Here is an 18,382-nt window from a genome sequence, read left to right on the forward strand (position 1 = left end):
ACGGGATATGAATAAAAAGCTCGCGTGGATGGGGTACGATGTGACTTGGTGGATTGGCCGAACGTTCCTGGGCATCGGTCCTAAGCACCTGCAGGCGTATCTTGATCAATTTTGCTATTATTACAATCGCGGCCGATCTACCCTCTACGTTCAATTACTCGCCGATTGCATCCATTCTTCTAGAATCACCTACCCGGAGCTCACTAAGACTGCCGGCGGTTCCCGATCTGGCAGACTGACGCGTGCCTCACGGCAACCATCGCTTAAACTCGGATGATCTGTTCCTTTCCGAATGGAACGAAGCCATTCCCTCACACTCCACAATCTCGTCTTTTTCAAAATAGGGCCTCAAACTGAGTCAGCGGGATACCCAACAAGCCGCTGAACGCTAATTCGCAGCCGGGAGGATGATCAACTGATTAAACGGGATACCCATCGCTAAACGCTATACCAGATTTCTGAGCTGTCGGGATACCGACAAATGAAGGATAGATCATAGTCGATCTCGCAGGAGGCATCCGACCAACCTGACTGGACGGGATATCGGCAAAAGGACGGAAATGGTACTATCGTACCTATTCAAAATGCGGCGCGGAAAAGCTGAGCGAAAGGGATAGCGGCAAAAGAAGAGAAAAGACACTACGTGCATATGCAGAATTTGGCGCAGGTACTTGCCGAATCGTGTACATAAGCCCCGCGGCTCTTGAATTTGGAGCTTCGTCCGATTACAGTAAAATTATCCCTAACGAGGTGAGCTCATGAATCTGCAAAAACGCAAAGACCGCGAAGAGCTTGAACGGCGCATTCCGGCCATGCCCTGGTATGTCGACAAGTTCATTAATTATAAGCTGGCCGATCTCTCCCCGTCCTCCCTGCTCGAATACGTCAGGGACTACGAGATTTTCCTCTCTTGGCTGATGGGCGAAGGGCTGACTTCGGCGTCGAAAATGTCGGACGTGCCCCTGGAGGATTTGGAGCGCCTGCATATGGACAGCGTTGATCATTTTCGGATGCATCTGGCGACGAAGCGCGACCACGCCAATACGAAAACGACGATCTCCCGCAAGCTGTCTTCCCTGCGATCGTTGTTCCATTATTTGAGCCAAATTGCCGAGGACGATAACTTCTACCCGCTGCTTAAGCGCAACGTGATGGCCAAAGTGTCGGTCAAGCGCACGCATAAACCGAAGGATACCGCCGCTAAGCTGGAAGGCAAGCTGCTGCAGGAGCAAGAAATCATCGAATTCATTAACTACATTAAACAAGATTACGCCCACGACGTCGCAACCAACAAGCAAGCGACTTATTCCCATGAGCTGAACCGGATCCGCGACTGCTGCATCGTCAGTCTCATTCTCAATTCCGGCTTGCGCGTATCCGAGTTGGTCAACCTGAATCTGGACGACGTGGACATCAAGAAGCGGCTCGTCTACGTCTACCGCAAAGGGAAAAACGACGATACGTTCAAGACGCCCGTCTATTTTCGCCAGGACACGATTCCCGATCTAGAACAATACATCGCCCAACGAGATACGAGATACAAAGCGCCCAAGCGTGAAAAAGCGATGTTCCTGGCGATCGCCAACGGCAAAAAGGAAGGCTCGCGCATGACGAAGCGGGCGATCCAGGCGATGGTGCTCAAATACGCCAAGCGTTTCGGCAAGCCCTACTTGTCCGTGCACAAGCTGAGACACTCCTTTGCCACCGATTACTACCTGAGCAACGATCTGTACAAAACGCAGGAGCAGCTCGGCCACGCCTCCCCGGAGACGACGCAAATCTACGCCCATCTCACCGACAAAACGATGGCCGAAGCGATCGATCGCCGCAGAGAAGAAGCATAAAAAAGGGAAAAGCGGCCAGACGATCGCTTTTCCCTTTTTATGCATTTCTGAAATAACATTTCGTAAAATAACACTGTATCTATCCAGGTAGCTTATTAAAAATAAAACTGTTTGTCATCTCCATTCAATATTTCATCGAATTCTTCTAACTTTGTTTTTAAAAGGTGGTATCCCCCCTCTTCATCTCCTACTTTCTCTAGTTCATTGAGGGAAATAGGAACAATTATCTTACCACCAAATAGTTGATGCTTAATCTCGTCTATTGCAACGGAAGTAAAGCCTGCTCTGCTAATAATCACCGCTCCATGAATTCCTTTAGCCTCCATTGTTGGGGCCAGATTTCGAATATCTGACACCTCAACTTTGGTTTTTCTATTTTTGCATTCGATTAGTATCAGCGCCCCGAGTCTCCAAAGCCAGGAATCATAAGAGATATTACAACAGTAGAGATCTACCTCAGCTCTGCCTCTTTTCGATCTAACGTCAACTACTTTTAAGCCTGGAATTAACCTAAAAAAATACTGAGCCAGCTCCTCTAATTTTTTTCCCTTTTCAAAAGCTTGGGGTTCTTCCTTCAATTGACGAAGGGAAGTTTTCCAATAAACATGATCAAACATTACTGAGCCCGTTTTATTCTTCACTGAAAGACCGGAAATATCACGAATAAACTTATTAACCGTTGGTAAAAAGGCATGTCGATTTCGCATCATCAGTAAAATGTTTTTGGAAATTCCCGGCTCTTCTTCCCCTTTTAGATACTCTCTTATTTTGATTAATCTCTTTTTTAACCCTGAAACAAATAGATTTACTTCTATGATTCTTGGTTTTATCAAACTAAAAGGACAAATATGTTTCCCTAGGTATTCACAATAACGGCAATATAGATGGCCGAGATCAATTGTTGCTAAATCTTCATCATCCATAGTAGCCAACGCATAAAGAAACACATAGATCCACTCGGAAATTAAATCTATGTTGTTGAAATAGTAGCCAAATGCGTAGACAGGGTTAAGCAATATTTCTTCTACTTCTCCTGCAGTCCATTGACCAACATGCTCACTTTTTAGTTTGCTTAGGTCATCTTCGAAATTGTCCGATAGAGGTAAGAACACTCCTCCTTCTAACAATGTTCCCCAGTTGCCCTGCCGATCAGGAAAAGTTCCCAATACTTTGCGACCGATCATGTTGCGTAAAATAAAGGGACGGGTTAAACACTGGTAACCCTTCAGTATTAGCCGTTCATTGTTTAACCAAAAAGTGAGCGATTGCTGCACTTCAGCTTTCAAGGTTTCATTTGGGTTGGATGACCAGTAAAAAACCAAAACCTCTAGTTCCTCTTGCTCTTCGTGTCTCACTTTAGTCATCTGAGGATAATAGATAGCTTCTGTTGTCATCAACTCTGACAAATAGAGCCAAAACATTGATTCTAGACAATAGCGATCCACTTCATTCACCTTATTTTTCACTCTTCGGAGAATCCGTTCACTCTGCAAATATTGCTCGAACGCCTGTTGGATTTTTGTTCTCCAAGCTTGCTCTACATAACTAATCTTATCCTTGTGCCCAGCAGTAACATACAGCCTTGGAGTTTGCACACCATTTTCAGTATCATCAACGGGAATAAGATGATTTGAACGAGCCTTCTCTACAAAATCACGAAAAGGATAATGGTAATTATCAATACATTGAATCATCATTTCCTCTTCCTTCATAACGCCATCGATAATGTTAAGCAATAATCCTGTGTCATTTGGGAATCTCATGTTTCCTCCTAGTATTAATCTGTCGAGACAAACTTATCCGGGCATAGTGTTTCCAGACAAATCGTGTATACTCAGTTGGATTTCATATTATAACAACAGGGTTTTATAAAAAATAACATAAATCACATAATTTCATTACTTTCATCCTTGAATAGAAAATTTCATAAGTTAAGTCATCTTAATTTAATTTTATATCTAAGGCTGACCAATTGGCATACATGGACAGGTGTCATTGAAGCTCTTCGCAAATCCAGATGTTCTAAAAAAATGGGACACCGTCTCCCGAATGGTGCCCTGACGGAGGACGTTGTTCTAAAGAGTCGCACATTAGCACTCAGACGTGATTCTGGCGAAAGGTTCTCGATATTTCGTCCCCCTCTCTCCAAGAGCTCACGGCGAAGAAGCTGTACGTCAATTGTACAGTCGTAGTTTTATACTTCAAACCATTCCCCTTTTCGCATAACGATGCTGGAACTCATCATGAAATATGGTAAAATGGTGTAGATGAGTTTCATTTTCATTTACATTTTGGCGGCCATGGTTATTTTGCTTCCAGATGTTAGATGCTACATCCGTGGTCGTGGCAGTTTCAGCTCAATTATGTAGAAGTCGAGGTGCATGAAGATGGATTACCGGATTGAAAAAGACTCGCTTGGCGAGGTGCAGGTTCCCGCGGATAAGTTGTGGGGCGCGCAGACGCAAAGAAGCTTGGGCAACTTCCGGATCGGCACGGAGAAAATGCCGCTGGAGCTCGTGCGCGTGTTCGCCCTGCTCAAGAAGAGCGCGGCTCTCGCCAACGCGGATCTGGGCAAGCTGCACGCGGACAAAGCGCAGGCGATCGTGGACGCGGCCGACGAGATCGTGCGCGGCGACTGGGACGAGCACTTCCCTCTCGCGGTGTGGCAGACGGGCAGCGGCACGCAGTCGAACATGAACGTCAACGAAGTGATCGCCAACCGTGCCAACCAACTGCTGGCCGACCGAGGCTCCGAGCAGCGCATCCATCCCAATGACGACGTCAACAAATCGCAAAGCTCCAACGATACGTTCCCGACCGCCATGCACGTCGCCGCGCTTATCGCCGTGGAGGATCTCGTGCTGCCTGCGATCGGCAAGCTGAAGTCGACGCTGCAGGCCAAGAGCGAGCAATTCGCGGACGTGATTAAAATCGGCAGGACGCATCTGCAGGACGCCACTCCCCTCACGCTCGGCCAAGAGATCGGCGGCTGGGTCGCGATGCTGGACAAGTCCGAGCGGATGATCCGCGATTCCGCCGAATATTTGCGCGAGCTGGCGATCGGCGGAACCGCTGTCGGCACCGGCATCAACGCCCATCCGCAGTTCGGGGACAAAGTGGCGGAGAAGCTGAGCGAGCTGAGCGGCAAGCAATTCCTGTCCGCGGCCAACAAGTTCCACGCACTGACGAGCCATGACGAACTGGTCCACGTTCACGGCGCGTTCAAGGCGTTGGCTGCCGATCTGATGAAGATCGCCAACGACGTTCGCTGGCTGGCCAGCGGTCCCCGCAGCGGCATCGGGGAGATTACGATTCCTGCCAACGAGCCGGGAAGCTCGATTATGCCAGGCAAAGTGAACCCGACACAATCGGAAGCGATGACGATGGTGGTCGCCCAAGTGCTGGGCAACGACGTCACGGTCGGCTTCGCCGCAAGCCAGGGCAACTTCGAGCTGAACGTGTTCAAGCCGGTCATCATCTTCAATTTCCTGCAATCGGCCCGCTTGCTGGCCGACGCGATTCATTCCTGGAACGACAACTGCGCGGTCGGCATCGAAGCCAATATCCCCGTCATTCAAGGACATCTCGAGCGCTCTCTCATGCTCGTGACGGCGCTGAATCCGCACATCGGCTATGAGAATGCGGCATCGATCGCCAAGACCGCGCACGCGGAAGGCTTGACGCTTAAGGAAGCCGCCCTGCGGAGCGGTCTGCTGACGGAGCAGCAATTCGACGAGATCGTCCGTCCGGAGCACATGATCCATCCCCAAGCCTAATCGGGATTCCGACGAGCATAATAAGAGAGCAGGAAGCAAGGCATCCTAGCCTTACTTCCTGCTCTTTTTGCTTGCGATCCAGAAAGCCAAAATAATGACCGGAATGAGAATGAACCACGGGACATTAATCGTGCTTTGTGTAATTGCCGCCAGAATCATCACCAGTACGACAAAACCGATCAAATAAAGACAACCTCTGCCGAACGTTTCCAAGCCCTCTCTCCTTTCCCGGAGATATTCCAAGGAAAACAGGTGACAACATGACCCGACAACTCGGAAAAATCGCGCTCCTGCTTGCGCTCTGCCTGATCTCCCCGCTCTCTCCGCTCGCGCTCCATCCTTCGTCCGTGAACGGACAAGCGGTCCAGCCCGAATACGCCAAGTGGGGCATCGTGGCGATGGAAGCGACCAAGGCCAAGTATGGCGTCCCTATCGTCGATTACCGTCACATCGGAAGATTCGCCTCCGCTCCGGGCACGGCCGAAGAAAGATTCAAGCTGTGGCTCAAGGACGGGAACCGGGAGTTCGGCGTTATCGTCTCCGTTCAATTCTATACGGCGAGCGACCGGCTTATCACCGTCAAGTTCCGGGAGACCGACCGTCCAACCTTTCGAAGAACGTAAGGCGGTTGCCGAACGGATCGCCGACCCGCACTTCCAGACAGCCGAAAGCTTTCTCCAAGCCGGGCCTGGCGTAGCCGTAATTTTTCGCTTTCAAGTACTCGTGATAGGCGGTCAAGTTCGACGTCTCGATGCGCAGCGCCGAGCCCGGCGTACAGTCTCCATGATGCTCCGTCAGATGCAGCGCGCAGCGGCCCAGCGACACTTGCGCGTACAGCGGCATGTCGGGCTCGTAGCGATGCTCCCAGTCCAGATTGAACCCTAAGTAACCGACATAAAACTCCTTCGCCTTTGCTACGTCGAAAATCCGCAGCAGAGGTGTTACCGCCGACAATTCGAATGCGGGGACTTCCATCCGCTCACCCTCTTCGCACTGGGTAAAATCGCCAATCGCATGTCAAGCCCATCGTACCATGCAAGCGACGGCAGATCAACGCCGCCGGCCGCGATACAGCAAATAGATGAAGAACGGGGCGCCTACTCCCGCCGTAAACACGCCGACCGGCAGGTCATACGGAAGGAACGCCGTGCGAGCGACGAGATCGGCGGCGACGACGATCAAGCTGCCGCAGATCGCCGCCATCGGGATCAGCCTGCGGGCTCCCGGACCGACGAGCCGCCGCGCGATATGGGGACCGATCAGGCCGACGAAGCCGATGACGCCTCCGATGGCGACCGCCGATCCGGCCAGACCGACGCTGATGGCGATCAGGATGAAGCGGCTGCGGCCGACGGCGTTGCCCACGCTGATGGCCGAATCATCCGTCAGCGCCAGCACGTTCATATTTTTCCCATGATAGATCGCCAACAGCAGAAACCCGATCGTCCACGGAGCGAGCATCAGCACGTGTTTCCACGAGCTGGCGTAGATCGTGCCGGTCAGCCATACGTAAGCGTCGGCAGCGGTGTATTGGTCGCCGAACACGAGCAAGGCGTTCGTGTACGCCCCCGTCAGCGCGCCGATGCCGATGCCGACGAGAATGAGCCTGCTCGGCGCGACTCCCTTCTTCCAGGCGAACAGATAGATGAGCATGGAGACGACGCCCGCACCGCACATCGCCGCAGCCGGCAGCCAGTGAATGCTGACCGCCGCGGATCTGAACGTCAGGAATGAAGCTGCCGCTGCCGCGGCCCCTCCGGTAATGCCGATCAAGTCCGGCGCGGCAAGCGGATTGCGGAAGACGCATTGCAGGATCGCGCCGGCTACGGCCAGAGACGCCCCGGTCAACACGGCCACGACAAGGCGCGGCGCGCGCAGCTCGCGAACGACGAGTATCTCCTCCGCCAATCCTCTGCCCAGCAGCGCCTTAACGACATGATCGATGCGAATCCGCATATCTCCGAATGCGATATAGAGAACGGCGAAGGCAATCAGAGCGCAGCCCAGCGCCATGAACCACCTGGCGGAACGGCTCATGCCCTCACCTTCCCTCTGCGAGCGATGTAGATGAAGAACGGCGTGCCGACCGCCGCCGTCATGACGCCGACGGGAAGCTCCTGAGGCGGAATGACGAATCGGGCCGCGAGATCCGCCAGCAGCAGCAGCGTCGCTCCCAGCACGGCCGAATACGGAATGAGCCAGCGGTGGTCCAGGCCGGCCAGGTAACGCGCCACATGGGGGACGACGATGCCGATGAAGCCGATCGGTCCGGCCACGGCAACGGAGCTGCCTGCCAGCAGCACGACGCACAGACCGCCCGCAATCTTAACGAGCGACGTTCTCATCCCGACGCCGACGGCCGTCTCCTCCCCTGCGGCGAGCACGTTCAGGTGCCTGGACAGCAGCCATGCGCCCAGCCAACTGATCGCCATATACGGGAAGACGTCGACTAGCAGTTCCAGCGGCCTGCCCGCGATCGAGCCGGCCAGCCAGAACAGCACGTCCTGCAGCGAGCTCTGGTTGCGCACGAGCAAGCCTTGCGTGGCGGACATGAACAGAGCGGACATCGCCGCGCCCGCCAGCACGATGCGCATCGGCGTCATCCCCTCGTAGCCGAGCGCGCTTAATCCGTATACGGTTGCGGCCGCGACGGCGGCTCCGGCGAACGCGAACCAGACAAGCGTGCTCTGGTTCTGCACTGCAAGCGCCGTCACGCCGAGGACGACTCCGAGCGCCGCTCCCGAATTGATGCCGAGTATCGAGGGCGAAGCCAGCGGGTTGCGGCTGATGGCCTGCATAATGACGCCCGCCACCGCCAGGCTTGCCCCTATCGCGGCCGCGATAAGCGCTCTCGGCAGCCTCGTCAGCTTCACGATCACTTGGTTCATCGAGCTCTCGTCGTAACGAAACAGCGCCGCCATCGTGTCGTTCCAGCTCAGACTCGTAAATCCCCACCGAATATTGGCGATAAAACCGAATGCAAGCAGGACCGCTCCCGCGAGCAGCCCTGCCAGCTTGTACCCGGATCCGGGCAAACCTTGTTCTGTCATTGCTCAAGCTCCTGTTCGTCGATAGGGAAAGACGCCGAAGAACGAGCGCTTGCGCGTCTCGTCCCCCGGCGATCCGTGAGATCGTCTAATTGCTATTCAAGATTGAAATAGAAGTACAGATCGTCCAGCATTTTTTGCGCCGCGAGCGGTCCGCCGGACAAGTTCCAGTTGACGGCGTTCACTTTGTAATACTTTTTGTTTTTGACCGCCTTCAGGTTTTTCCAGAGCGGATTGTCGATCCATTCCTTCTGCAACTTGTAGACGGCTCCGTCTCCATCCCAATCCACGGTGAAGTCGAAAATGTAATCGGCATCCAGCAGCGGCGTTTGCTCCTTCGTTGCCACGTTCATAATGTCTTGCGTCAGATCCGTCTGGGTTTTCGGGAATTTGAAGCCGAGATCCAGCAGGATGTTAGGCGCGAAACCTTCCACGTAGAAGCGGGCTGTGCCGTTCGGGTTCGTGCGAATAACCGATACTTCGGTCTGCGATACTTTCGAGCCCATTTTCTTCTTGAAATCCGCGACGCGTTTGTTCCAGTTGGCCAGGTAAGCGTCCGCCAGCGGCTGCTTGTTCAGCACGTCCGCCGCAAACTTAAGGTTGGCCTGCCAGCTGAATACGTCTTCCGTATGTACGGTAGGCGCAATTTTGCTCAGTTGATCGTTAATTTTCTCGTGTCTCATCTTGGAGGCGATGATCAGATCCGGCTTGAGCGCGGCGATGCCTTCGAGGTTCGGCTGCGTCTCGTCGCCCAGATCTTTGACCCCGATCAGGCTAGGGCGCAAGTATTCGTAGAAAGGCTGCTGCAGGTACGACTCCACCGCTCCGACCGGCTTCACGCCGAGCAGGACGCTCGTGTCCACCATGCCGTTGAACAGGATAACGACGCGTTGCGGAACTCCGTTCAGTTTCGTTTCGCCGAGAGCGTGCTTGACCGTTTTTGTACGGTTCAGATCTACCGTTTTCTTGGAGCCGCTCCAGGATACCCAGATGCCGAACGCGTCGCCGATCGAGCGAACCGGCACGAGCACCGACTTGTCTTTGGAGACCGGAGCGCCTTCCAGCTTAACCGCTTTGCCGTTGATCGTCGCGTTGACGGTGCCCGGCGTGAAGACGATCGATTTGCCGTTCAGGGAGATCGTCGTTTTTTTCGAAGCCGCATCCGTCTTGACGGTAGCTTTCAGCTGTGCAGCGAGCGCAGCGTAAGGAACGAAGATTTTGCCGCCGATCAGTTGGGGCTGGGCTCCGGTGAAGGCGACCTTCTTGCCGTCCAGGTTCAGCGTCACGTTCTGCGTCGTTGCGGCCGACGCGGCCGTAAACGGGATAAGTCCAAAGATCAGGGCCAACGACAGAGCGAAGCCCAGCAAACGTTTGTTCATGCGAATCATAATGCGAACTCACCTTTCTCAGGGGTAGATTTCCGAATCTTCGGCTTCGGGGACCGTTTCTTCATGCGGGAGAGAGCCTTCCGCCTTCTCCTTCAGGTCTCGGATCATCTGATAGAGGCTGTACGAAATGTCGACGAGCTGATCTTTGTTCTTGACCTCGCCGGATTGCTCCAGCAACAGGAACAAATCTCCGCGAACCGTCTCGGCGCGCTGCCCGTCCAGTTTCGCCGCCTCCTCCTCGATCGCTTTCCACGTTCCGGCAAGATCTTGCGCGGCTTGCTGCGCGGCGGACGTATCGTCCTCCTCGATCGCTTGCTTATACGCTTTGACGAATCCATTCATCTTCGTCAAGCCGTCCGCCGCGTCCGTTGACGGTTGCGGCGCTATCGCTTCGTATAGATCCTCGCCCTTGGAAGCGGGTTCGGATGTCGGAATCGCGGATACGCCGCTCTCCTTCGCGCTGCCGGAGGACGATGCGCATCCGGAAGCCAAGCCTGCGAAGGCGATCGCAAGAACAACCGCGCATAACAGTCGATGCTTTCGTGACAAACGTTAACCTCCGTCTCATGTTGATAATGATTTTCAGTATCATTTTATAGAGGGAGTGGCCGTATTTGTATACACGAATTTGTCATCTTCCCATGGACAAAATTTCCGAAAACCGTCAATAAGCGATTGATTGACGTCGCGCGTATTGATAGAATGTAATTGATAATGATTCTCATCGTTTTGTTGAAAGGAGCCTCCCTCTTGAATCGCATAGTCGATTTGATCCAGGCCTACCCGTTGTCCTTGAAGACGCACGAGCTTTCCGTTCGGGCCCGACGGAGAACGGTAAAGCTCGGCCAAAGCTCCATCGTCTATATACAAAAAGGAACCGGTCTTCTGCGCACCTCCGACGGCGCGGAGTTCCGTCTCGAGCCCGGCACCTGCTTGTCGTTCAAGGGCGCGGTCTCGTTCGATTGGAGCAACGACGACGGCATGCCCTTGCGGCTTACCCTGCTGCAGTACCGTACAATCGGAATCGTCGGCGATCGTTCCGGCTTAAACGCCCGTTGGGAAGAGCCCCAGCCGTATCCGGAGGCCGATCGCCTGCCGCCGGCTTTGGCCGCGCAAGCGGGCAGATTGCTCGAGAACGGCAAGCCCGCCCGGGACAACGATCCGCGCATGCATGTCCTGATGGCCGAGCTCTCCCTCCTGCTGCGCGAAGCCGAGTCGCTCTCCGCCTCGCCGTCCGAGGACCAGGGCATGCTTCGCAAAACGATGGAATACATGAGAGCGCACTATATGAAGCCGCTGCAGATGGCCGCGCTCGCCAAGATGGCCGGGCTGACGCCCAGCTCCTTCAGCCGCGGATTCAAGCAGCTCGCCGGCAAGACGCCCGGCGCTTTCCTGACGCAGCTGAGGATAGAACGCGCCAAGTCGCTGATGCGGGAGCCGGACATGAACTTCAAGCAAATTTCCGGTATCGTCGGATTTCAAGACGAGCTGTATTTCAGCCGGGTGTTCAAAAAACTGGAAGGCGTATCTCCCACGATCTATATGAAACGCAATCAACAGCGCGTCGCGATCGTAAGCGGGTTGAATTTGCAGGATCAGATGCTCGCGCTCGGCATCCGCCCGATCGCCGCTCCGAGCTTTCCGACCTTCTACGGCACGGCATCGGGTTTTCCGGTCTATCTGGACGAACTGCTGAAGGCGACGAAGCCGATCAACGCCGAACGGACGATTGCCGCCGACGAGGTGATCGACCTGTCTCCCGACCTGATTCTGAAAGCCGATTTTATTCGCAACTGGCACGACCCGGAGTGGAACGGAGCCGCGAACATGGTGCATCTGCAGGAGCGGGACAGCTGGGAGAGCTACCAGCGGGACATTGCCAGCCAGTTGAACAAGGAGCGGGAGCTCGAACGAATCGAGCGTCAAGTGAAGAAAGCCGAACGCGCCGGCGCGCGCGCCCTGTCTCCTTTCTCGCGCCAAGGCTCCTGGACGATCGTCCGTCTGCTGCCCGGGGATTGCCGCGTGTACGGCAGAACCGGCCATGCGTTCACCGACCTCTTTTATCGGGATCTTCATTTTCAACCGGACGACGGCCTCGACTATCGCTCTTACCGCAGCCGCTCGCTGGAAGAGCTGGTCGCGATGAATCCCGATCGGCTGCTCATCATCTGGAGCGATCCGGACACGGTCGCCGCCTTCGAGGCCCATCCGCTGTGGAGGGAGATGCGGGCGGCGCGCGAGCAGCGGGTGTATTTCCCGAACAGCAAACAATGGGACCCGTGGGGTCCCATTGGCCGGCAGTATATGATCAGAGAGATGACGAACTATTTCTTATCGCGTGCGTAGAGTATGCGCCTTCCTCATAGATGAGGCAGTTGAGCTGCGCTCCGTAAGCGCAGCCTCCGTCTATGGCGATCTTGTCTTCCTGGAACCACACTTCCGGCGCGCCGTGAATTTCTTCGGCTCTCGTATGTCCGAACACGACGGTGCGGTCGACCTTCGTCCTTGAACGGAAGAAATCCTTCTTTATATACATAAAATCGCGGGCAGGCTGTTCCTTCCAATTCGGGTAGGCGGGATTCAGCCCGGCGTGAACGCAAATATGCCGGTCGTCCTCGTAATACAGAGGCAGCTTGCCCAGAAAATCGATATGATGCCCGTAGTGGCGTTCGATATAGGAGATCGCTTCGCTGAGGGTGTCTCCGTTCATTTCGTCCCTGCCCAGCCCGCAGTAGCTGAAGATCGTCCGCTTGCCGCCATGCTCCATAAACTTCGATCGCACGTATGAATCGTTCGTCCGAATCAAGTCGACCAGCCTCTGATCGTGATTCCCCCTCAGCGCCACCGCCCCGTGACGTTCGACCAGCTCCATCACTTTGTCGACGACGTCCCTGCTCCTCGGTCCTCTGTCCACGTAATCGCCCAGCAGTACAAGCCGATCCTGGCCGGGGTCGTAGCGGATTTCCTCCAGCAGGCGCTCGAACGGCTCCAAGCAGCCGTGAATGTCGCTGATCATCAGCGTCCGCTTCATATCGTCACCTGCCCTTCGACGGGAATGCTCATTCGGATTCCCGCCAATTTGCGCGGCCCTTCCTGCAGACGGACTTCGTAGGGCGCAAACCCCAGGCCGGCGTAAAAAAGCAGTGCGCGCGTATTCGTATTGTGGCAGATGAGTCTGACCGTCTTGACGCGATGCTCTTCGGCCGCGCGGTTAATGAGTGTCTGGATCAAGTAGCCGGCCGCCCCCGAGCCTCTGCTCGAAGGGCTAACGATGACGTTGCCGATCCAGCAATCTTCCCCGTCGTTCACCTCGTATAGATTGCCGTATGCGATCACGGAGTCGGCATCGGTAACGACGGTCGGGCAGCTTCTGCCAGCGGCGGCTGCGCGAAGCTGTTCCGCGGTCAACGGGTAAGTCGCTTTCGGATACATGTAGAAAGCCTCGTCTTCGTTTTGCGGAAAAGATGCGATCACCGGGAAATCCGCGTCTGCAGCGTTGCGGTATTGAAACATAGCGGCCTCTCCCTTCTATTAACGTTATTAATTACCTACTATAACATTCTGCGCGCTCCCTCCCCATTCCTTTTTTCGTTTAATGGATTTTTACGCCGCGCAACGCCGAATAAGACCGCGAGCATCGCGGCCTTGACGTTGACGATCGATTACTCTTCGGGAACGAACGCGGCTCTGTCTCCCGAGCTGTCGTACGCTTCCAATTCCGAGATGATGTTCAACCTCGCCCTTCCCGACGTCGCCGCGGTTCCAGCGAAGCGTTGCGCTTCCCGATGCGCTCTGCCGCTTGGCTGCGGCTCACCGAAACGACGGCCATGATCAAGCTTAACACAGCGGCGGCGCTCGCCATCCAAGGGTGATATTGCACGGAGGACGCGGCTTCTGCGGCCAAACCTCCGATTCCCGCGCCGGCGGCGACGCCGAGATGAAGGATCGACGTATTGAGGCCGATCACCAGATTGGAGCGATCGGGCGCTTGCTGAATGAAATACGTCTGGATAGCGGGAATGACGAGCGCCATCGAGAACATCCAGAGCAGCAAGACGGCAAGCGCCGGAATGGCCGCTCCTCCGAGCGCAGGCAGCAGCGCAAGCGTCGCGGCGAGCGATACGAGCCCGCCGAAGAGAAGCCGCTTCGTTCCCCAGCGATCCGTCCATGCGCCTCCCGCCCGCGAGCCGATGACGCTGAGCACGCCCAGTGCCAGCATCATGTAGCCGAGTTCGACCGTATTCAATCGAACGACGCTTTGCAGATATGGCGTTAAGTAGCTGTTCATCGTGGAACTGCTCGTGCTGAAGAAGAAGGAGAAGACGAAGCCCGTCGCCAGCACGGGCGACTTCAATACCGCGAACTGGCGCAGAAACGGAACGGGAGCGTCTCCTGCGACGGCCGGGAACAGCTTGGCGATAAACAGCAGAGCGATTGTGGCCAGCAGCGCCAAGCCTGCGACGATGACGCGCCAGCTCGACCACTCCGTCAGCGCGATGCCCAGCGGAATGCCGATGACCATCGAGACGCTGACTCCGAGCGCTATCGTTCCGACCGCTCTGCCGACCTGCGCAGGCGCTACCAGCTTCGCCGCCGCGCCGAACGCAACGACGGTGAACACGCCCGCCGCCAAACCTACGACCGCTCTCGAAAATAAGATCATGCCGAGATCCCTGCTTGCAAACGAGATCAAGTTCCCGAGCGCGAATACGGCTAACGAATAGATCAGCAAAGTTTTGCGTCCGACGCGGGACGTCAGAGCGACGACGATCGGCGTGCCGATCGCGAACGCCAGCGAGAACGCCGTAATCAACTGCCCGGCCATGGCGATGGAGACGCCCAGATCGTCCGCAATCGGCCTCAGAACCCCGCCCACGACCAGCTCTGCCGTACCCGCCACGAAGGCGCCTATCGCAAGCAGCAGTACGCCTGTATTTTTCATGGATAACACCCTTTCAATGCTCTATTTTGTCGACTAACGGATCCGTTAATTGACATTATAGAATCGGCGCTATCATAATGTAAGAAGGCAAAGTCGTTTGATGTAATCCAGTGAAATTGATCAACTAACATTTTGTAAGCAGGTGATCGAATTGGCGAACAAACGCGCAGAGTCCGCTGAATCCGCTGTCCCCTTCCCCAATATTTGCAACGCGTTAATCATTCTGGGTTCCAAGTGGGCGTTTCCCGTATTGGCCGAACTGACCGCCGGTCCGCTTCGGTTCAAGCAGCTGCAGAGAAATACGAAGGTGATCAATACGCAGTCTTTGACCGATACGTTGCGCTTGCTGGAAAAAGCGGGCGTCGTGCGCAGGGAAGTATTCCCCACCGTCCCGGTTACCGTGGAGTACTCGCTGACGGAGAGCGGCAACGATTTTCGTTCGGTGCTCGGAGAAATGGATCGTTGGGCGACGAAGTGGGGCGCGCCTCGCGCGGAATTGCAATAAATCGCTGCATACGAATAAGCAGTCCCTCATGCCAATGGTCTTGACTTGGCCTGAGGGACTGCTTTGTTAATCCGAGCTGCCGGAATACAGCTCCGCGGGTTAGTCGAACAACGGGACTACTCGAACCTTTTCGTCCACATTGCCCACTCGACGAGCAGAGTCTCCGCCGACTTGAAGGAAGTTTGCTGGCTAGCGTTAGCAAAGTCTCCTCCAGCTTGAGGGAAGTTTGCTCGCTAGCGTTAGTCGAAAAATTAGAACAATTTTGTCTTGAAAGCGCTTTACATTGGGCCGTTAATCGAAAATTTAGAACAACGCGAGTTTGACAGCGCTTCATCGTCTGGCGTTACTCGAAAATCTAGAACAACACCAATCTGGAACCCCTTCGCTGGAGAGAGTTGCTCGAAAACCTGGAGCATCGCTAATCCAATCTTTCGAGAAATGACGATTCCGGCACGCTCTCCCGGCGCCGCCACTTCTCGATTGTCTCAGCTCCTAAATCATTTCAAGCTTCCGGGAACAAGCCGGAGGACAAGTACCTTTCTCCCGTATCCGGCAAAATGACGACGATCGTCTTCCCCTCGTTCTCCGGCCGCTTGGATAGCTGAAGCGCCGCGAACGCCGCTGCGCCGGAAGAGATGCCGACCAACAAGCCTTCGCTCTTGGCCAGCTGCCTCGCGGTTTCGAACGCCTCTTCGTTCTTGACCTGATAGATTTCGTCGACGACCGACGGATCGTAGTTGTCCGGCACGAAACCCGCACCGATTCCCTGAATCTTGTGAATGCCCCTGGAGCCGCCCGACAAAACGGGAGAATCGTGAGGCTCGACTGCCACGACCTGCACCTGCGGACGCCGCTCCTTCAACGCCTGGCCGACTCCGGCAATCGTCCCGCCGCTTCCCACTCCGGCAACGAACAGATCGACCTCCCCGTCGGTGTCTCTCCAAATTTCCTCCGCCGTCGTCGTTCTATGAATCTCCGGATTGGCCGGATTTTTGAATTGCTGAGGCACGTATGCGTTCGGATTTTCCGCGGCGATCTCGTCTGCCTTCCGGATCGCTCCGGCCATCCCTTCGTTTGCCGGAGTCAGCACCAGTTCCGCGCCCAGAGCGACAAGCAGCTTGCGGCGCTCGATGCTGAAGCTTTCCGGCAGCGTAATGATCAGCTTATATCCGAGCGCCGCCGCAGCGAACGCCAGACCGACGCCCGTGTTGCCGCTCGTCGGTTCGACGATGACCGAATCCTTGTGCAGCAATCCCTTATCTTCCGCGTCTCTGATCATCGCGTATCCGATCCGGTCCTTGACGCTGCCGGCAGGATTAAAGTATTCGAGCTTGGCGACAATTCTCGCACCGGCTCCGTTAACGCGCGCATAATTGGCAAGCTCGAGCAGAGGCGTATTTCCGATCAGTTCGGTCAAATTTCCCGCTATTCTGGACATCGAATTCCTCCCAAAGACGAAATTCCAACTAATATTGTCGGATATATACCCCATAGTAACATGGTTACCCCGGCTAAGCAACCTGGCCACTCGTTTGCGGCATAGTATCAAGAAAGAGACACCCTCAGCGGGGTGCCTCTCGTTTCCTGTTCATGTAGGAGTCGTCGATGACTTCCACGCGTACATGCCGGCGAATACCGCCAAGGCGCAACGCAGTCCTAGAGGGATTCTGCCCAGACTCAATACAGAGTCCGGAGGGATTCCGCCTTGAACGTCTGCAGCTCTTCGAAACGGCCGTCGCGAATTTTCGCCGCCCAGTGCGGATCGGCGAGCAGCGAGCGGCCGACGGCGACGAGGTCGAACTGCTCCTGTTCCAGCCGCTCGATCAGCTCGCCGATGTCGGCTACGTCCGAGTTTTGCCCGCGGAACGCTCCGTTGAATTCGACGTCCAGGCCGACGGAGCCGACCGTGATCGTCGGTTTGCCGGTCAATTTCTTCACCCATCCGGCGAGGTTCAAGTCAGACCCCGGAAATTCCGGTTCCCAGAAGCGGCGCGTCGAACAGTGGAAAATGTCGACGCCGGCTTCGACGAGCGGCGCGAGAAACTGCTCCAGCTCCTCCGGCGTCTTCGCCAGCTTGGCATCGTAAAATCCCGACTTCCATTGGGAAATGCGCAAAATAATCGGATAGTCCTCGCCCACCGCGCGTCTGCTCGCTCTGACGATATCGGCCGCGAACTTCGTGCGGGAGACGAGATCGCCTCCGTACTGATCGCCCCTGCGATTCGTCTGCTCCCAGAAAAACTGGTCGATCAGATAGCCGTGCGCGCCATGCAGCTCGATGCCGTCGAATCCGAGACGCTTGGCCTCCCCGGCGGCCCGGCCGAACGCTTCCACGATCGATTCGATCTCTTCTACCGACAGCGGCTCGTTCGTCTTCTCCCCCGTTAAAGTAAGACCCGAAGGTCCGACCGACGGCGCTTCCGGGTTCGGGAGCGAGCCGTTCTGGCGCGTCATGCCGACATGCCAGAGCTGCGGCACGATTTTGCCGCCGGCCTCGTGCACCTCGGAGACGACCTTCGCCCAGCCTTCCAACGACGCGTCGCCGTGGAACAACGGAATGTTGGGGTCGCCCGTCCCCGCCGGGTGATCGATGATCGTGCCTTCGGTGACGATCAATCCGACTCCGTTCTCCGCCCTGCGCCGGTAATAGGCCGCCACGTCCGGCCCCGGTACTCCTCCCGGGGACCGGCTCCGCGTCATCGGAGCCATGACGATCCGATTGGACAATTGAAGCTTCTCCGACGCGAATGGCTTAAACAACGTCTCTGCCGCACGCTGCTGCGCGCTATAGGTTTCTTTGCTCACTCCATAACCTCCAATTTAATTAATCTCTATATACATAAATATAGATATACACGAAGAAAAAAAGATACAGCCTGG

17 protein-coding genes are annotated in these 18,382 nt (G+C 55.5%); 5 read left to right on the top strand and 12 right to left on the bottom strand.

Features of this window, described 5'->3' with window-relative positions; all coding sequences use genetic code 11:
- The first annotated feature begins 758 nt into the window (after positions 1 to 758).
- Entirely contained in the window at positions 759 to 1,844 is a 1,086-nt protein-coding gene (xerS, locus tag B0G52_RS04925) for a tyrosine recombinase XerS (protein ID WP_094042426.1), read from the top strand.
- A 95-nt stretch (positions 1,845 to 1,939) separates the two neighbouring features.
- Here xerS and B0G52_RS04930 read toward each other — a convergent pair whose 3' ends face one another.
- Positions 1,940 to 3,607: a restriction endonuclease gene (locus B0G52_RS04930; protein ID WP_094042427.1), complete on the bottom strand. Its 1,668-nt coding sequence runs from the start codon at positions 3,605 to 3,607 to the stop codon at positions 1,940 to 1,942.
- Between the two features lie 624 nt (positions 3,608 to 4,231).
- Between B0G52_RS04930 and fumC the strand changes: the two genes are divergently transcribed.
- Complete coding sequence (gene fumC / locus B0G52_RS04935) at positions 4,232 to 5,620, top strand: class II fumarate hydratase (protein WP_094042851.1); 1,389 nt, start codon at positions 4,232 to 4,234, stop codon at positions 5,618 to 5,620.
- Positions 5,621 to 5,671: 51 nt separating this feature from the next.
- Here fumC and B0G52_RS35865 read toward each other — a convergent pair whose 3' ends face one another.
- Complete coding sequence (locus B0G52_RS35865) at positions 5,672 to 5,833, bottom strand: hypothetical protein (RefSeq protein ID WP_198960599.1); 162 nt, start codon at positions 5,831 to 5,833, stop codon at positions 5,672 to 5,674.
- Positions 5,834 to 5,880: 47 nt separating this feature from the next.
- Between B0G52_RS35865 and B0G52_RS04940 the strand changes: the two genes are divergently transcribed.
- The gene (locus B0G52_RS04940) at positions 5,881 to 6,243 is read left to right on the top strand and encodes a DUF3889 domain-containing protein (protein ID WP_094042428.1); all 363 of its coding nucleotides are present in this window, start codon (positions 5,881 to 5,883) and stop codon (positions 6,241 to 6,243) included.
- Here B0G52_RS04940 and B0G52_RS04945 read toward each other — a convergent pair.
- From B0G52_RS04945 to B0G52_RS04965, 5 genes are all read right to left on the bottom strand, one after another.
- Positions 6,200 to 6,595, bottom strand: a complete 396-nt coding sequence (locus B0G52_RS04945; protein WP_094042429.1) for a glyoxalase superfamily protein — start codon at positions 6,593 to 6,595, stop codon at positions 6,200 to 6,202. The genes B0G52_RS04940 and B0G52_RS04945 overlap by 44 nt on opposite strands.
- Positions 6,596 to 6,670: 75 nt before the next feature.
- Positions 6,671 to 7,657 (bottom strand): FecCD family ABC transporter permease, encoded by a 987-nt coding sequence (locus tag B0G52_RS04950; RefSeq protein WP_094042430.1) that lies wholly within the window; start codon positions 7,655 to 7,657, stop codon positions 6,671 to 6,673.
- Positions 7,654 to 8,670 carry a FecCD family ABC transporter permease gene (locus B0G52_RS04955; RefSeq protein ID WP_094042431.1) on the bottom strand — a complete coding sequence of 339 codons (1,017 nt, stop codon included), beginning with the start codon at positions 8,668 to 8,670 and terminating at the stop codon, positions 7,654 to 7,656. Before B0G52_RS04955 ends, B0G52_RS04950 begins: the two co-directional genes overlap by 4 nt.
- A 92-nt stretch (positions 8,671 to 8,762) precedes the next feature.
- Positions 8,763 to 10,055: a stalk domain-containing protein gene (locus tag B0G52_RS04960; protein ID WP_094042432.1), complete on the bottom strand. Its 1,293-nt coding sequence runs from the start codon at positions 10,053 to 10,055 to the stop codon at positions 8,763 to 8,765.
- Positions 10,056 to 10,073: 18 nt separating this feature from the next.
- Positions 10,074 to 10,604 (bottom strand): hypothetical protein, encoded by a 531-nt coding sequence (locus B0G52_RS04965; RefSeq protein ID WP_094042433.1) that lies wholly within the window; start codon positions 10,602 to 10,604, stop codon positions 10,074 to 10,076.
- A 201-nt stretch (positions 10,605 to 10,805) separates the two neighbouring features.
- Between B0G52_RS04965 and B0G52_RS04970 the strand changes: the two genes are divergently transcribed.
- Positions 10,806 to 12,401, top strand: coding sequence for a helix-turn-helix domain-containing protein (locus tag B0G52_RS04970; RefSeq protein ID WP_158223589.1), 1,596 nt, complete (start codon positions 10,806 to 10,808; stop codon positions 12,399 to 12,401).
- On the opposite strand, the gene B0G52_RS04975 is transcribed toward B0G52_RS04970, so the two are convergent.
- The 3 genes from B0G52_RS04975 to B0G52_RS04985 all read right to left on the bottom strand — a co-directional run bounded on the left by B0G52_RS04975 (position 12,364) and on the right by B0G52_RS04985 (position 14,997).
- Positions 12,364 to 13,086: a metallophosphoesterase family protein gene (locus B0G52_RS04975; protein WP_094042435.1), complete on the bottom strand. Its 723-nt coding sequence runs from the start codon at positions 13,084 to 13,086 to the stop codon at positions 12,364 to 12,366. The two genes, B0G52_RS04970 and B0G52_RS04975, sit on opposite strands and share 38 nt — an antisense overlap.
- Positions 13,083 to 13,568 carry a GNAT family N-acetyltransferase gene (locus tag B0G52_RS04980; protein ID WP_094042436.1) on the bottom strand — a complete coding sequence of 162 codons (486 nt, stop codon included), beginning with the start codon at positions 13,566 to 13,568 and terminating at the stop codon, positions 13,083 to 13,085. Before B0G52_RS04980 ends, B0G52_RS04975 begins: the two co-directional genes overlap by 4 nt.
- Positions 13,569 to 13,785: 217 nt before the next feature.
- A complete protein-coding gene (locus B0G52_RS04985; RefSeq protein WP_094042437.1) occupies positions 13,786 to 14,997 on the bottom strand; it encodes an MFS transporter in 1,212 nt (403 codons plus the stop codon).
- 151 nt (positions 14,998 to 15,148) lie between these two features.
- On the opposite strand from B0G52_RS04985, the gene B0G52_RS04990 reads away from it, so the two are divergent.
- Positions 15,149 to 15,502: a winged helix-turn-helix transcriptional regulator gene (locus B0G52_RS04990; protein WP_094042438.1), complete on the top strand. Its 354-nt coding sequence runs from the start codon at positions 15,149 to 15,151 to the stop codon at positions 15,500 to 15,502.
- A gap of 502 nt (positions 15,503 to 16,004) precedes the next feature.
- On the opposite strand, the gene cysK is transcribed toward B0G52_RS04990, so the two are convergent.
- Positions 16,005 to 16,940, bottom strand: a complete 936-nt coding sequence (cysK, locus tag B0G52_RS04995; RefSeq protein ID WP_094042439.1) for a cysteine synthase A — start codon at positions 16,938 to 16,940, stop codon at positions 16,005 to 16,007.
- Between the two features lie 239 nt (positions 16,941 to 17,179).
- Entirely contained in the window at positions 17,180 to 18,307 is a 1,128-nt protein-coding gene (locus tag B0G52_RS05000; protein ID WP_094042440.1) for an NADH:flavin oxidoreductase, read from the bottom strand.
- Positions 18,308 to 18,382: the final 75 nt, after the last annotated feature.

Source organism: Cohnella sp. SGD-V74, from assembly GCF_003001675.1.
GTDB lineage: Bacteria > Bacillota > Bacilli > Paenibacillales > Paenibacillaceae > Cohnella.

What these genes read in the sequence shown, in the direction of transcription:
- xerS (WP_094042426.1), top strand. Translation starts at nt 759, where the DNA reads ATGAATCTGCAAAAACGCAAAGACCGCGAAGAGCTTGAACGGCGCATT.
- B0G52_RS04930 (WP_094042427.1), bottom strand. Translation starts at nt 3,607, where the DNA reads ATGAGATTCCCAAATGACACAGGATTATTGCTTAACATTATCGATGGC.
- fumC (WP_094042851.1), top strand. Translation starts at nt 4,232, where the DNA reads ATGGATTACCGGATTGAAAAAGACTCGCTTGGCGAGGTGCAGGTTCCC.
- B0G52_RS04940 (WP_094042428.1), top strand. Translation starts at nt 5,881, where the DNA reads ATGACCCGACAACTCGGAAAAATCGCGCTCCTGCTTGCGCTCTGCCTG.
- B0G52_RS04945 (WP_094042429.1), bottom strand. Translation starts at nt 6,595, where the DNA reads ATGGAAGTCCCCGCATTCGAATTGTCGGCGGTAACACCTCTGCTGCGG.
- B0G52_RS04950 (WP_094042430.1), bottom strand. Translation starts at nt 7,657, where the DNA reads ATGAGCCGTTCCGCCAGGTGGTTCATGGCGCTGGGCTGCGCTCTGATT.
- B0G52_RS04955 (WP_094042431.1), bottom strand. Translation starts at nt 8,670, where the DNA reads ATGACAGAACAAGGTTTGCCCGGATCCGGGTACAAGCTGGCAGGGCTG.
- B0G52_RS04960 (WP_094042432.1), bottom strand. Translation starts at nt 10,055, where the DNA reads ATGATTCGCATGAACAAACGTTTGCTGGGCTTCGCTCTGTCGTTGGCC.
- B0G52_RS04975 (WP_094042435.1), bottom strand. Translation starts at nt 13,086, where the DNA reads ATGAAGCGGACGCTGATGATCAGCGACATTCACGGCTGCTTGGAGCCG.
- B0G52_RS04980 (WP_094042436.1), bottom strand. Translation starts at nt 13,568, where the DNA reads ATGTTTCAATACCGCAACGCTGCAGACGCGGATTTCCCGGTGATCGCA.
- B0G52_RS04985 (WP_094042437.1), bottom strand. Translation starts at nt 14,997, where the DNA reads ATGAAAAATACAGGCGTACTGCTGCTTGCGATAGGCGCCTTCGTGGCG.
- cysK (WP_094042439.1), bottom strand. Translation starts at nt 16,940, where the DNA reads ATGTCCAGAATAGCGGGAAATTTGACCGAACTGATCGGAAATACGCCT.